Raw genomic sequence first — 14,234 nt, forward strand, 5'->3', positions numbered from 1 at the left:
GGTGAAGGGATGCATGAAGGAGAAATTATCAAGTGGCTCATTAAAGAAGGAGAATCAGTAACGCAGGACCAACCGATAGTAGAAGTACAAACAGATAAGGTCAATGCGGAATTGACTGCCCCAGCAACGGGCGTGGTCAAGAAAATACTCTTTACTGAAGGGGATATTGTAGAAGTAGGAACCACTATATTTACTATTCAAGAAGAGAACGATATTTCTGTTCCGGAAACATTTGTTATTGAAAAAGAGCCCCCGGTTATGCAACCTGCTGATGTAAAAGTAAATTCAGAGGATATAACAAGTAAACCACATCTTGAGGCAGCTCGTGTGTTGGCTACTCCATATGTACGTCAAATGGCTAGGGAAATGAAGGTTGATATCCAGCAGGTTAAAGGTTCTGGGCCTGCTGGACGAATAATAGAAAGTGACTTGCAACAGTTTATAGAAAATAATCAATTTAAACAGGTCAATGACAATAACAACGATAATAATATACTTCAAAATGCAGCTCCTATTGAAACTGTTCAGGAAAAAGTAATGGAAAAAGGGTTAGAAGAGCGGATTCTGCTTAAGGGTATTCGAAAAAAAATCGCTGAACATATGGTAAAGTCAGTTTCGACTATTCCGCATGTCACCCATGTAGATGAATTAGAAATGGATAGATTAAAGGAATTAAAAGATCAATTAAAGACGTATTCAGACAACAAGGATATTAAATTGACTTTTTTACCATTCTTCGTTAAGGCCATTGTTATCGCACTAAAGGAGTTTAAAACATTAAATGCTTCAATTGATGAAAAGACAAATGAAATAGTCTTGAAAAATTATTATCATATTGGGATTGCCACGAATACGAACGATGGTCTCATTGTTCCTGTTATTAAAAATGCAGATCAGAAAACAATTTTCCAGCTAGCTGATGAAATTAGACAAATGGCAATCCAAGCTCGAGAAGGGAAGTTGAGCTTAGAGCAGATTACTGGTAGTACATTTACCATTAGCAATGTTGGACCAATCGGTGGGTTGCATGCGACACCAATCATTAACTATCCCGAAGCGGCAATTTTAGCGTTGCATAAAATGGAACCTCGCATGGTTGTTCGCGATTTGGAAGGTGTTATCCGCTTGATGATGAATATGTCGTTATCTTTCGATCATCGTTTAATTGATGGCGTAACAGCGGTACGTTTTACAAATCGGATTAAGGAACTACTGGAAAACCCAATTCTTTTAGTTGTGGAGATGAGATAAATGGTAGTAGGGGAAGTTGCTATAGAAACAGATGTTATCATTATAGGAGGAGGTCCGGGAGGATATGCTGCAGCTATTCGTCTCGGACAGTTAGGGAAATCGGTTGTTCTAATTGAAAAGGATAAGCTGGGTGGTGTTTGCCTCAATCGGGGATGCATACCTTCGAAGGCTCTAATACATACAGCTGATCAATTTCATAGGCTTAACGATTTTGAAAAAATGGGAATTCAACTACCTCAAGAGAAAACAGCAGTTGACTTAAATGTATGGCAGGGTTGGAAAAAGGGCATCATTTCTCAGTTGAACCAAGGTATATCCCATTTATGTAAAGAAAATGGAGTAACGGTGGTGAAAGGTCAAGCAACCTTTTTATCTGATGACCGCATCGGAGTAGAAACCGATGGTGATTTTGAAACCTATAAGTTTGAACATGCAATTATTGCGACGGGGTCTAGACCGTTTATTCCTTCGTTCCTTAATGTAGATGGAAGATATATTTTGGATTCGACAACATCTTTACAGCTAAAAGAAGTTCCACCTAGCTTGTCGATTATCGGCGGAGGCTATATCGGTATCGAGATGGGGATGGCTTTTGCAAAGTTAGGTACTCAAGTAACAATTATTGAGATGGCTAATCGCATTCTCCCTCAGGTTGCCGACAACTTGGTCAAGGAAGTAATCCGTAATGCTAAGAAGCTTGGGATAAATCTTAAAACATCTACAAGGGTAGAAAAAGCCATTGTGGAGGATGGACAAGTTCACCTTCATGTTTTTTCGGAAAAGCATGGGACAGAAGTGATTGTGAGCGAGAAGACCCTAGTAACAATTGGTAGGATTCCCAACACTCAAGAGATTGGTCTAAATCAGGCTGGCATTGCGGTAGACGAAAAAGACTATATAGCAGTAGACACAGAATGTCGTACTAATGTTCCACATATCTTTGCTATTGGTGACATTACACCTGGTCCAGCTCTTGCTCACCGAGCGTCTAAACAGGGAATAGTGGCAGCAGAAGTAATAGGAGGTTTGCCAAGTGCCATTGACTCCTCTTTTGTTCCCTATGTAATCTTCTCAGATCCACAAATTGCAGGGGTGGGCTTCAGCCGTGAAGAGGCGGAACAACAGGGATATAGCGTCAAAACTGGGAAATTTCCATTCAGTGCCAACGGACGAGCGCTTGCAACGAATGAAACAGAGGGATTTGCAGAAGTGATCGTGGATGCTAAAAGCCACATTTTACTTGGAATGCATATGGTTGGCGCTGATGCATCTAACCTTATAGGTGAAGGAGTACTGGCACTTGAATTGTCAGCTCGTGTAGAAGATATAGCTCTGAGCATGCATCCACATCCAACTTTGACTGAAGGTTGGATGGAAGCAGCGGAAGCAGTTTTGGGGCATGCAATCCACATTGTAAATAAGTAAGATAAATGGAGGAAATTAATTAGGGGTTACTTATAACAATGTAATCCCTAATTAATAGTGTTCTAGTTAATAGATAAAAGATAGAGATAGAGATAGAGATAGAGTGGGTTTAATGAGCCCATCTTAACGTTAAAAGTAAATCTAGATCCGTATTAGGTTATTAGTTCAAAAACCCTACTTCCATAATCAAACTGAAATACAGCATTTATCCAAGTGAAAATTATCAGCCTGAAGCTATCCTTCTTGTAATATTTACGGTAAACTTTAGCTTGCCGTCTTTTCATGTTTCCACTCCTTTGTCATATCGGTTGATAAGTATTAAACTTATCAAGTCGCCTTTCAATAGATGAAACAGAGTGATTAATTTTTTATTCAGAAAATTAACAGAATAAAGGAGGAATAAGTAATGGAATCAAATAATGGGTCTCTACAAAAGAAGTTGTTGCCGCGACATATTAGCATGATGGCAATGGGAGGAGCAATAGGTACTGGGATTTTTAAAGGAAGTTCTGAAACTATATCGTTAGCAGGACCAGGAGTTATCCTTACTTATATTTTTGCAGGATTATTACTTCTTGTGGTCATGGGAGCTATAGCAGAAATGGCAATCGTCTATCCAAATACAAATATGAAGGGTTTTGTTCAGAAAGCGTTTGGTAAACGTAGTTCCTTCATTATAGGCTGGATGTATTGTTTCATGTGGCTGTCCGTATGTGTTATTGAGGTAGTAGTGGCAGGAAGTTTCTTGCAATACTGGCTTCCATCTATTCCACTTTGGATATTAAGTTTAGGCTGTGCTGCCCTAATCATTGGAATTAACATGATGAATGTTAAAAATTATGGAGAATTTGAATTTTGGTTTGCTGGAATTAAAATTACAATGATTATAGTATTTATTCTCTTAGGAGCTAGTATTTTATTTGGAATTATCCCAAGCGGCGGAACTAATTATCTACAAAACTTTACAGAGCACGGTGGTTTTTTTCCTAATGGCTGGATGTCAATATTTTCAGCTTTGCTAATTGTTATGTTTTCTTACGGCGGTTCAGAATTAATAGGAGTAACAGTAACAGAAGCAAAGGATGCAGAGCGTATTTTACCTAAGGTTATTAAAAGCTATATTTGGAGGGTTATATTATTTTTCACCTTACCGATACTTGTAATATGCGGGTTAATTCCTTGGAACGAAATTAGCGACCAGTCAAGTCCGTTTGTCCAGGTATTGTCAATGTCAGGCTTTCAGGGATCTGCCCACATAATGAACTTTATTTTAATTACAGCTGTCTTATCTGCAGCTAACTCTGGAATATATGGTTGTACACGGATGTTGCATTCTTTAGCTGCAGAGGGGGAAGCTCCAAAGTCTTTCTCTTATGTATCGAAAAATGGTGTTCCATTATATAGTTTACTACTAAGTGCCGTTGTTTTAATCACGGGCTCCATGATTACCTACGTTGCACAGGACAAAGCATTTACCTTATTAATGGCGTTTCCGGGTTTTGTGGTATCACTTGTATGGATCAGTATTTGTTTAGCGCAGCTAAAACTTCGCAATTCATATCCTAAAGCTCCGAGCTTTAAATTGTGGGGCTTCCCGTACGTAACATTGTTTACAGTAATTACATTAAGTATCATTTGTGTCATGTTTGTGTTTAGTGAACAGAATCGGGTCAGTATCATTGCTTGTCTTATTGTATTGGTAGGATTAATCGCGATTTCGATACTTAAATTTAAAAGTGTGGATGAACAGGAAACAATTATAAAAGAAAAGAGAATGGTTAAATAAATCCACGTAAAAGATACGACATAGGCAAAGGGCGTCTATGTCGTATCTTTTATGATTTATCAATCCTTGATTATTTTGCAACTATATTTCGATATGTCATGTACTAAGCGTTTTATTGATTACATTTTGTAAGGATTTTATGAATCTCTCATTTTCAAGTGGAGTACCGATGGTCACGCGGATAGTATTTTCATAGCCAAGTAAATGACCAGATCGGATGATGACCCCTTGTTTTAATAGCTCCTCAAAGACGTACCTGCCAGGATGATTTAGTTTGACCATTATAAAGTTGGCATGAGAAGGAAAGAATGTTAATCCCATCTCGCTTAGTTCATTTTCTAAATATCTTCTTCCTTCCTCATTCTTACGAGCACATTGTGCTACAAATGTAGGGTCGTCCAGTGAAGCAAAGGCTGCTGCCTGTGCTAAGCGATTGGTATTAAATGGTTCTTTCACTTTGATTAGCTCTTGGATGATGGAAACGTCCATTAAACCGTATCCAATCCTTAATGCAGCCAATCCATATATTTTTGAAAAAGTACGTAAGATGACTAGATTTGAATGGGTATTTAGAAATGGCAAGGTTTCTAAATAGTCTTCATCCTCAACATACTCATAGTATGCTTCATCAACGATTAGTAAAATATGTTTCGGCACCTTCTCGATAAAAGATCTTAACTTTTCTTTTTGAACGATTGTTCCTGTTGGATTATTGGGATTACAAACAAAAATCATTCTTGTTTTTTCAGTAATGGCCTCATACATACCCTGTAGGTCATGTACGCCATTAATAAGAGGTATCTTTACAGGTGTGCCTCCGTCAATCAATACATTCGTTTCATATCGTGGGAATGTAACGTCAGCCATAATGACTTCATCATTTTGTTGAATGTAGGTTCGTGTTAACAAACGTATAACTTCATCAGATCCATTACCTAAGATAATATTATCTTGTTTGATATTTAATTTCCTTGCTAACTTTTCAGCTAATGACGGTGCCATTCCTTCAGGATAAAATGAGGTTTGCTCCATTTCGATAAGCATGGACTCTTTTGCTAGAGGTGAGCAACCATATGGATTCTCATTGGATGCCAATTTAACGATACTTTCAAGTCCTAGTTCGCGTTGTACTTCTTCAATTGGTTTACCGGAAACATATGCGCTTAGGTTTTCAATGTTTTTTCGAACAAGAATTTTCGTGAAAGTCAATGCAAGTTCCTCCCTTTGATAAATTCTGAATTTTCTTTTTCTATTAATGATTTTAATGATAGAATAATAACTGTTAAATTTACATACAAAAAAGAATGTATTTTCTGCTTTCCATACACCATTTTAAAGAAATATAAGCTTATATTCCTTCATTATGAAAGGCGGTTGCTTCATGGATGAAATAGATGTCAGTTTACTAGAACTTTTACAATTAAATGGACGTATTACGATTAGTGAATTATCAAAGAAATTGGCTCTTAGTCGACCTAGTATTTCTGAACGTATGTATCGCTTACAAGAAAAAGGGATTATAGAAGGGTTTAGTGCCAGAGTTTCACCACCGGCAATAGGAAGAGGAGTACTTGTGTTTATTCAAGTGAGTGAACTTAAAGTTTCTGTTCCTGATTTTGAGCAATTAGTCAAAGATGATTTAGACATTATTGAGTGTCATCGCGTAACAGGAACAGTAGGATATTTTTTAAAAGCCGCTTTAGCTGATATGGACAGCATGAGAATTCTTATAGATCGATTAATACCTTATGGACATTTAAATACTTCTATAGTTTTAACATCCCCAGTACCTTCTCGCTCCATTCTTCCAAAGATTAATCAGTTAGAAGATCAAGGTGCAAAATTCTAGATTGAATTTAATCTTCAAAGCTATTAGATACTAAAACTATTTCAAGTCAAACATTACTAAATTAAATGGTCCAGTTGAACAGTTGAAAATACTGATGGTTGAGAACAAAAACGTTTTGGAATTCAACTGCTTAGTATGAATCTTTTTCAGAAAGGAACAAGGCAAATGCCTGTTCCTTTTTAACATTATTTTAAATCCATCAAAGCCCCGAAATATTGCTGTGCAGTTGTAAAACAAATGAAGGCTAACAGTTCCGATATCTCTTCATCGCTAAATGCTTCCTTTAACACATCAATGAATGTTTGCTCCGTTTTTTCGCGTTCTAGGAGAAATACCTCTGCAAAAGCTACTGCATAGCCTTCTTTAATATCGTCTGGTTTCAATGGACGACCTTTTGCTTGACAGTATACACATCCGTTACCATATGCAAGAACCCTTCTGACATTTTCCTTTAATTCCTTTGAAAGTTTCCCGTCTGTAAATATACACTCTGAAAGGTCCGACCATTTAAGTAAAATATCCTCCGAATGAAATAGTCGTTGAAACGGACTGGACCCAATAGCTGAATGTTTAATTCTTGTCATGAACATCTCCCCTTTGAGATAATCTTATAATGAAAATCCAGGTAAATTAATTGCATTTGTAAAGTATTTAAGAGTAATAATATATAGATGAAAGAAAAAGAAAGGGAATACTAATTATATGAAAATTGATAAAAAAGACCGTAGCATTCTTGATGAATTAACGATAAATAGTCGGGTTTCTATGAGGGAACTGGCAAAGAAAGTGAATTTATCTGCCCCCACTGTTACAGAACGGGTTCGGCAGATGGAGTCTTTCGGAATTATAAAAGGGTATGTTGCCGAGATTGATCATAAAAAGATTGGTTTTCCGATTGAATGTATCGTAGAAGCAACAGTGAAGAATGGGGAGTATGACCGATTCAAGAGCTATATTGCCAAGCTTCCGAATGTTGATTTTTGTTTTCGAATTGCCGGACAGGCTTGTTATATGTTGAAAATACATAGTGAAAGTCTCCCAAAAGTGGAAGAGTTCATCAATCAGATAATCCCGTATGCTACAACAGTGACGCATGTGATACTTTCCGAAGTAGAGCGGAATCAGTAATAAGAATATTTTTATCGTTAACGAATTTATTCACTTAAACGACATATAAGTATAAATGTTATCTAAGGGAGTGGAGTGAGTCCGTACCACAGTTTAAGTGAGAGACACATAACAATAATCAAGCCAATTAATTTGAAGCATTATACGGTTTTTCTTAAGCAACTATCGGGGCAGGTTAGTTGAACAAGCAAATCAATGTCTATGCTACAATTATTACAAGCATAGCCATTAATATAAGTTAATGTTTGGGAGATCATTATGGGAAAAATAAAAATAGCTTTATTACACCTATTGCCTATTGCTGGTGATGTGGAGTATAACCAAAAACTTATTGAACAAGCCATTCATATAGCATCAAATAATAATGCCAAATGGATTATAACACCTGAACTATGTGTCAGCGGACTTCAATTCAATCATAAGATTGGGACTGGATGGATTAACAGGCAACCTGATGCTTGGATGAGTAATTTGAGCCGTAAACTAAAGAATTTGAAAAGCACTGTATTTTTGGGTTGCCCTGAAAAAGGCAGTAATGGAGAGTTGTATAATGCTGTGTTTGTCATAGATAAAAAAGGTCACTTATTAGGTAAACAGAGAAAAATCAATAGTATTATTGATGATTGGTCAGCTTCAGGGGATGTAATAGAGCCAATAAAAACAGACAATGTTGAGGTTGGTATTATGATTTGTGCAGACGCATATACCAAAGATATTGCTTACAATTTATTTGAAAAAGGAGCAGAAATATTAATTGCACCGTCTTCCTGGGGTCCTGGATTACATGGTCCAGAGGGAGAATGGGAACAAAGGTCATTAGAAACAGGGCTACCCGTAATTGTCTGTAATCGTACTGGCGAAGACGAAACTGTCCGTTTTTGGGATGCAGAAAGCATGATCATTAAAAATGGTGTACGCCTCTTAACACATAAATCAAAACAATCAGCTATACTTACTTTTGAATGGGATTTACAAAGTATGGAATTAACATCCTCACATTTCGACATCGATTACATATAATGAGAACTTAATTTACTACATACACTAAACTCTTGTTGAACTAAAGGGTGCGTWAGCTGAAGATCAGAGCTGTCAAGGCAGCTTTTTCTTTATGCAACGGGCAGGTTCGCTCAATAAAAATAAGGGTTACCCAAATAATTGTAGCTTACCTTCTACTATATTTATTTGTTTATTTCTTTAGCTAGGTATTCACGGTCAATGGCTTGAGGTGGTCTTTCAAACCAACCGTGCTTAATCATTAAGTTTGTAGCATCTCCACCAAATCGAAATGAGAGATGTAAAGTGTTTAATTTTGAAGCAGAAAAATAAAAAACCACTCAAAGTGGTTTTTTAATCGCGCATTGCTCCTGCCTCTCGGGAGGTCATTGCACCTTGTCCTTCGCTTACATCTTTTTGAATTTCTTGTTTTACTTTTTGTGCATCAGTTCCGGCAAATTCTGGTTTCATAATAGAACCCAAATTCTCTTTAGCTTGTTGATCCTGTTGCATACAAGTCCTCCTCAATTTATTGTTTAACAATCTTATTATTTACAAAAAAACACTCGTTATATCCCGAGGATTTGAACGAATTTCCCTTAAAGTAAAGGGGGCTTTCGTTGAACAATCGCTTCTTATGGCACTAAAGGGGCAGGTTAGCTCAAGAAGAACAAGATAAAGAAGAATAACTTTTGCTATACAAAAATGAAAAATAGAATACATTTATACGTATGGTGAATTTCTTGATGAATAATTAATAGGAGGAGATTAATTGGAAATTAGCTTTCCCCATGCTAAATTAAATTCTTTGCCGGACATAAACTTATCTCTGAATGAAATTACGGAAATCAACCTTTTCGATAATAACTTTAGAGGAATTCCAGAAGAAATATATATAATGAACAATTTAAAAGTGTTAAATATTTCTGCTAATGAGCTTGAAAAAATCTCTGCTAATATAAAAAATTTGAAAGAACTTAGAATGATGGACTTAGGACATAATCAGATTGAAATAATTCCATCAGATATAGAATACCTTGTGAATTTGGAGGATTATTTATATCTTCACAATAATAAACTCCAAACAGTCCCCCCGAAATTAAAAGCCTTAAAAAATTAAAATATTTAAATCTAAGCGATAATAAATTGAGTGAATTACCAAGAGAAATTGGTGAATTAACCAACCTGATAGAGTTACGCTTAATGAATAACAAACTTAATAAGATACCTAAGAGCTTTAGCATGTTAAACAATATTAGAGAGCTGCATTTTAAAAATAATCAACTCACCACTCTCCCAGAAATATTTGAAAATTTGACGTTATTACGGGTTTTGGATTTGGAAGAAAATCAAATAAAACAAGTCCTGAATTCACTCAACCAATGTGAAAAGTTAAGACGATTGAATTTGAGAAATAATCAATTGACAACGTTACCCTATGGAATCGGAAAGCTAGTAAATTTATTAGAATTAGATTTAAGGGGTAATCAATTGATTGAATTGCCGGATTCTTTAATGGAAATTGAGGGATTAGAACGTTTAGATTTAAGATGGAATCCTAACTTGAAAATACCGAAATGGTTAGAAAAAGTAGAAGAAAAAGGTTGTATAGTTTATTTATAAACTAGCTTTCATTAACATATACAACTCATTGATAATAAATTATGAGGAGTCGGATTGTGGTTGTTAAAGGATAATAAAGTTTTGACGTTGATTCCTTAATTAACTAACAGGTGCGTTAGTTCACTAAAAGAAAAAAGGAGAGTACATATTATACATAGCTAATGTGTACTCTCCATTATTTATTAAGGTTTTTTATAATTAGGTCTAGATAACTCAAGCTCAGTTATGAAATCATCGTCCTCGAAGGAGTGCTCTTTGTGCAATAGCATTGGAGAAATAAACAAAGTTACCACCTCATAATAATTGTAGCATTGATTGTTGAGTTATCTGTAAGGAAGATTATGTAAATAAAAAGCCGGCACTATATTTTTATAGTGTCGGCTTTTATTGTAGCTTTAAAATAAAGTTAGATAATTAATGACAAAGTTAGATAATTTTAAATAAAGATTTATAAAAAAATGGACAATATTTAAGGGTTTTTGTGTAGGTTTAATTTTATATATCACAAGAAATATCAAAAGAAAGAAATGGATACCTCTTATAATCTTTTTAAGGAGTGAGATAAATGAATGAACAGATACAGCTTATGATTGATTGGATTGAAGACAATATAAAAAACCAATTTTCATTAGATGAACTATCTAATTATATGGGATATTCCCCTTATTATTGTTCGTTTAAGTTTCACCAAGTAACAGGTATAAGTATTAGGCGCTATATTCTTCTTAGAAGATTGTATTTATCCACGGAAGATTTAGCAAATAACAGGAAGATAATTGACGTTGCCTTTGATTACGATTATTCTTCGCAAGAAGCATATAGCAGAGCCTTTAAAACTGTTTTTGGTATCAATCCTAGAGAATATCAACTTAACAAGTTGCCTGTCCAGTCATTTGTTAAACTCACTATTAATAAAGTCGGGGAATGGTGTAGAATGAATGTTTCTAGAAAAATTGAGGTTGAACAGTTACAAAATGAGAAGAGTGAGTTGTTTGACAAAGACGTACTCAACATATTGAATGGTCAAGTTATGTATGAGGAGTTTAAAGATAACAGACTAATGGGAGATTCTGATTACGCTCCATTTAATGAAGCGATGTGTGTAAACGCGACTACTAAACAAGTTTTTGATAAAGAATTTATAAACGCACGAGCTTCTGGACATCATGGGTCAGTAGAGAATTATATCAAAAAGGTCATTGTTCCATTAGACAATCTTTTTAATAATGAGTATAAATGTATCGTGTTATGGTTTGGTGAAGACATGTTTTGTCAAATGAACCTACTTACAATACTTTCCTATCTTGAACAGTCCGGATATGAAGGCAAAGTTTTCTTAAATTGCTTCAGAGAGGATGAATTTAAAGTTAATCAAACTGAACTTAAATTAGGTCATTATTATTCTGTATACAAGGAAGTGTTGGTCAATCATAATAAACCATCATATGAACTACTTCCAGTCATGTATCAGGCAATAGACATATATTTAGATATGCTAAAAGAAGATAATGCAGTAGTAAAGTATATTTCCAAAAATAAAGATTTACCAACATCAGAATTAATTAATAGGTTATTTGCTCTGTTCCCAACAGTAGGCTATGGAGATTTACAATATATAGATCTTATTAATAAAACTTAAAATTGGAAGTGGGAACAAGAATTTTTAAAGACAAACATTGAAGGGGTACCAATAAAGTGTAAAAAAACTAAACCTTTTTTCCGTCATCTGGGACTATTCTGAACGACTTGTCACATAAACGAATTCCAAAATGTTGTCGTTTTTAACCTTTGTTAAATTAATTATTCTTGTTGAACTAACGGGTGCATTAGCTTAAGATAAGGCAGCTATTTCTTATGGAACTAAAGGGGTAGTTTAGTTCAACAAGGGGTTATAATATATTAGATTCAGAAGCTTGTAAAAGTGGAAGTGAAAAATGCTTATAAAGTAACGTAATCCACCAAAAATAGGAGAGGGAAAATTTAATTGAACATAGATATAGGGTTTCTCTTCCTTGTTCTTTTATCACTAACAGGATTAATATTGTCCATGCGATATACTAATGTGCAAGATAAAGAGCAGAGTGAAGTAGTAAGTGGAGCAGGAATCTTCGGTAATTTTGTTTATCTTTTGTTAACTTTACTACCATTTAAGGTAAGAAAGGCGATATATATTATAGTGTGCCTTCTTATGGTCCTTTTGTTTTCTATTGGTTTATGGTTAGTATCAAAGGTTTAGTTATGAACTATCGGGGCAGGATAGTTGAAGAGTGCTGTTTGATCTTTGTTCAACAATTGGGCCATTTAATTGAATAAGAGGTTGGATAAAACCCCACTTTTTATACAGCCATCAGGAGCACCTGAGTGTCCTGTAACTTTGATTTATTAACGATGTATAAAAATCAGATACGATTGACAGAAAGATAATAATATAGTTAGCTGAATTTAAGTAAGTAATAACTTTCAAACGCTCGCTTCATCATATGTGGCATCATGCCACTCGTTGTGCATGTTAATGTTCCTTGTTTAGAAGGTTTATTCATAATAAACATAGCACCTTCTTTTCCAAGCTCCATAAAATAAAGTGTTTCGTGTTGGAATGATCGAAGTGGTTCATGATGCATTTGTTTGACAATATTTTCAACAGAAAGTACGCCCTGGAGCTCAGCGGCACGCCCTGTTTTTGTTCCTTTGATATTATTTGCATCACCAACAACATAAATATTTTCCCATTGAACGGATTGGAGAGTTTCATGAACAGGTAGGATGCCATTTTCATGCTCAAAATCTTTCGATGATAGAATACATTCCTTTCCTTTATAAGGAGGCAAAACGAGTAAAAATGAATAAGGAAGTCGTTCTCCGTTATTCAAATAGACCTTTCCATCATCAACCTGTTCAATAGAAACATTACAGTAGTACGGTATTTGTTTTTCCGCCATTAATACTTCAAGCTTCTCTGTCGGCTCTTTTCCATTTCCGTTAAATAGCTCTTTTTCATATGTAAAAAACGTCATGGGGCATTTGATACGACGCTCATTGAGATATGCATCCAACTCAAATAAAAACTCATAAGCAATACCTTGGTTCGGATTCTCCTGCGCAACTCCTATAACAATTGGTTCACCTTCTTCCATTTCTTCAAGCTTTTCTCTTGTTTTAAGAGCAGATGATACATCATAGATAGATGCACTTTTTCCTTCTAATCCTTTTATTCTTGCCCAGTCAGGAGAAGCGCCTGATGCAAGTATTAAATAATCGTACTCAATGATTACATCATCATTACATATCACATAATTTTGTTTTGGCATAAGTGATTTGACACTTTTTTCAATGAACCTAACACCGATCTTTTCAAATGTTGGACGAAGTGGAAAGGAGAGCTTTTTAATACTATGTTTGTGAAATGGAAGCCAAATTAGGGATGGACGAAAAATAAATTCTTCCTTATCAGAAATAACGGTGATCTCATGTTGAGAATGTTTTAATTTTTTTCTAATCTCAACAGCAGCATTTAACCCTCCAAATCCACTACCAATAACAACAATACGCATCGCATTCACTTCACTTCCACTTTTTTCTTTAGTTTTTTCTAAACCATGCCTATTTATGCTTTATTTCTACACGTTTAAATATATTTAAGGCGTTTTATGACTTATTTGTTGTAGTTCTTGAGATTTTTTAATATTCAATAATCGGGCGCTTTAGTCGAACAAGAAGTTAAAGGGTGATACATATTAAACATGTCTAATATGTATCACCCTTTATTTTTTATGACTTTTTATTGAACAAACAGGAATTGTTTTACGGGTTATAGAAAATCCCTATCAGGGAGGAATATATAGATGTCAAACCATGAAAACGAAGAAATGCTAACAGGAGGGAATGTTTCTAATGTTTATCGTTCGGGAGATACTGTGCGACGAGAATTAAAGCCAGATAGTCCCAAAATTCATAAGCTACTAAAGCATATGGAGAACAAAGGTTTCAGTTATGCACCAAAGTTGTTAGGTATTGATGAAAAAGGAAGAGAGATATTATCATATATTGAAGGAGAAGCTGGTAATTATCCTTTAAAAGAATACATGTGGTCTGAGGATGTCTTAATAGAAATAGCGAAAATGCTCCGTCTTTATCATGATTCTGTCAGTGATTTTCCATTTGATGATAGCTGGCAAT

Annotated in this window: 14 protein-coding genes; 10 read left to right on the plus strand and 4 right to left on the minus strand. The window is 35.1% G+C overall.

The genetic code is table 11. The features are described from left to right. The 3 genes from AC1DUW_RS12465 to AC1DUW_RS12475 all read left to right on the plus strand — a co-directional run. On the plus strand, positions 1-1,251 hold a 1,251-nt coding region (locus AC1DUW_RS12465), incomplete at its 5' end, for a dihydrolipoamide acetyltransferase family protein (protein ID WP_477642656.1). Continuing rightward, positions 1,252-2,676, plus strand: coding sequence for a dihydrolipoyl dehydrogenase (gene lpdA, locus AC1DUW_RS12470; protein WP_477642657.1), 1,425 nt, complete (start codon positions 1,252-1,254; stop codon positions 2,674-2,676). A gap of 406 nt (positions 2,677-3,082) precedes the next feature. Continuing rightward, positions 3,083-4,462, plus strand: a complete 1,380-nt coding sequence (locus AC1DUW_RS12475) for an amino acid permease (RefSeq protein WP_477642658.1) — start codon at positions 3,083-3,085, stop codon at positions 4,460-4,462. A 96-nt stretch (positions 4,463-4,558) separates the two neighbouring features. Here AC1DUW_RS12475 and hisC read toward each other — a convergent pair whose 3' ends face one another. Further along, entirely contained in the window at positions 4,559-5,671 is a 1,113-nt protein-coding gene (hisC, locus tag AC1DUW_RS12480) for a histidinol-phosphate transaminase (protein WP_477642659.1), read from the minus strand. A 172-nt stretch (positions 5,672-5,843) separates the two neighbouring features. Here hisC and AC1DUW_RS12485 point away from each other — a divergent pair, with 172 nt between their 5' ends. Then, positions 5,844-6,311, plus strand: coding sequence for an Lrp/AsnC family transcriptional regulator (locus AC1DUW_RS12485; protein ID WP_053344840.1), 468 nt, complete (start codon positions 5,844-5,846; stop codon positions 6,309-6,311). 185 nt (positions 6,312-6,496) lie between these two features. Here AC1DUW_RS12485 and AC1DUW_RS12490 read toward each other — a convergent pair whose 3' ends face one another. Then, positions 6,497-6,895: a carboxymuconolactone decarboxylase family protein gene (locus AC1DUW_RS12490; protein ID WP_477642660.1), complete on the minus strand. Its 399-nt coding sequence runs from the start codon at positions 6,893-6,895 to the stop codon at positions 6,497-6,499. Positions 6,896-7,013: 118 nt separating this feature from the next. On the opposite strand from AC1DUW_RS12490, the gene AC1DUW_RS12495 reads away from it, so the two are divergent. Together AC1DUW_RS12495 and AC1DUW_RS12500 are read left to right on the plus strand one after the other, a co-directional pair. After that, the gene (locus tag AC1DUW_RS12495) at positions 7,014-7,439 is read left to right on the plus strand and encodes an Lrp/AsnC family transcriptional regulator (RefSeq protein ID WP_057219498.1); all 426 of its coding nucleotides are present in this window, start codon (positions 7,014-7,016) and stop codon (positions 7,437-7,439) included. Between the two features lie 258 nt (positions 7,440-7,697). Continuing rightward, positions 7,698-8,459: a carbon-nitrogen hydrolase family protein gene (locus AC1DUW_RS12500; protein ID WP_477642661.1), complete on the plus strand. Its 762-nt coding sequence runs from the start codon at positions 7,698-7,700 to the stop codon at positions 8,457-8,459. A 330-nt stretch (positions 8,460-8,789) separates the two neighbouring features. Here the strand turns inward: AC1DUW_RS12500 and AC1DUW_RS12505 are convergent, their stop codons facing one another. Beyond that, positions 8,790-8,948 carry a hypothetical protein gene (locus AC1DUW_RS12505; protein ID WP_162878778.1) on the minus strand — a complete coding sequence of 53 codons (159 nt, stop codon included), beginning with the start codon at positions 8,946-8,948 and terminating at the stop codon, positions 8,790-8,792. Positions 8,949-9,207: 259 nt separating this feature from the next. Between AC1DUW_RS12505 and AC1DUW_RS12510 the strand changes: the two genes are divergently transcribed. From AC1DUW_RS12510 to AC1DUW_RS12520, 3 genes are all read left to right on the plus strand, one after another. Beyond that, positions 9,208-9,555, plus strand: coding sequence for a leucine-rich repeat domain-containing protein (locus AC1DUW_RS12510; protein ID WP_477642662.1), 348 nt, complete (start codon positions 9,208-9,210; stop codon positions 9,553-9,555). Next, a complete protein-coding gene (locus AC1DUW_RS12515; protein WP_477642665.1) occupies positions 9,534-10,058 on the plus strand; it encodes a leucine-rich repeat domain-containing protein in 525 nt (174 codons plus the stop codon). The genes AC1DUW_RS12510 and AC1DUW_RS12515 overlap by 22 nt, the downstream gene beginning before the upstream one ends. Before the next feature lie 565 nt (positions 10,059-10,623). Continuing rightward, a complete protein-coding gene (locus AC1DUW_RS12520; RefSeq protein ID WP_477642663.1) occupies positions 10,624-11,697 on the plus strand; it encodes a helix-turn-helix domain-containing protein in 1,074 nt (357 codons plus the stop codon). Between the two features lie 793 nt (positions 11,698-12,490). Here AC1DUW_RS12520 and AC1DUW_RS12525 read toward each other — a convergent pair. Next, a complete protein-coding gene (locus AC1DUW_RS12525; RefSeq protein ID WP_477642666.1) occupies positions 12,491-13,609 on the minus strand; it encodes an NAD(P)/FAD-dependent oxidoreductase in 1,119 nt (372 codons plus the stop codon). 291 nt (positions 13,610-13,900) lie between these two features. Here AC1DUW_RS12525 and AC1DUW_RS12530 point away from each other — a divergent pair. Further along, on the plus strand, positions 13,901-14,234 hold a 334-nt coding region (locus tag AC1DUW_RS12530), incomplete at its 3' end, for an aminoglycoside phosphotransferase family protein (RefSeq protein WP_477642664.1).

The organism is Peribacillus sp. P4_C12 (assembly GCF_056402095.1).

Excerpts from the sequence above, each read along its gene's own strand:
- AC1DUW_RS12475 (WP_477642658.1), top strand. The coding sequence starts at position 3,083 with ATGGAATCAAATAATGGGTCTCTACAAAAGAAGTTGTTGCCGCGACAT.
- lpdA (WP_477642657.1), top strand. The coding sequence starts at position 1,252 with ATGGTAGTAGGGGAAGTTGCTATAGAAACAGATGTTATCATTATAGGA.
- AC1DUW_RS12520 (WP_477642663.1), top strand. The coding sequence starts at position 10,624 with ATGAATGAACAGATACAGCTTATGATTGATTGGATTGAAGACAATATA.
- AC1DUW_RS12490 (WP_477642660.1), bottom strand. The coding sequence starts at position 6,895 with ATGACAAGAATTAAACATTCAGCTATTGGGTCCAGTCCGTTTCAACGA.
- AC1DUW_RS12500 (WP_477642661.1), top strand. The coding sequence starts at position 7,698 with ATGGGAAAAATAAAAATAGCTTTATTACACCTATTGCCTATTGCTGGT.
- AC1DUW_RS12495 (WP_057219498.1), top strand. The coding sequence starts at position 7,014 with ATGAAAATTGATAAAAAAGACCGTAGCATTCTTGATGAATTAACGATA.
- AC1DUW_RS12525 (WP_477642666.1), bottom strand. The coding sequence starts at position 13,609 with ATGCGTATTGTTGTTATTGGTAGTGGATTTGGAGGGTTAAATGCTGCT.
- AC1DUW_RS12485 (WP_053344840.1), top strand. The coding sequence starts at position 5,844 with ATGGATGAAATAGATGTCAGTTTACTAGAACTTTTACAATTAAATGGA.
- AC1DUW_RS12505 (WP_162878778.1), bottom strand. The coding sequence starts at position 8,948 with ATGCAACAGGATCAACAAGCTAAAGAGAATTTGGGTTCTATTATGAAA.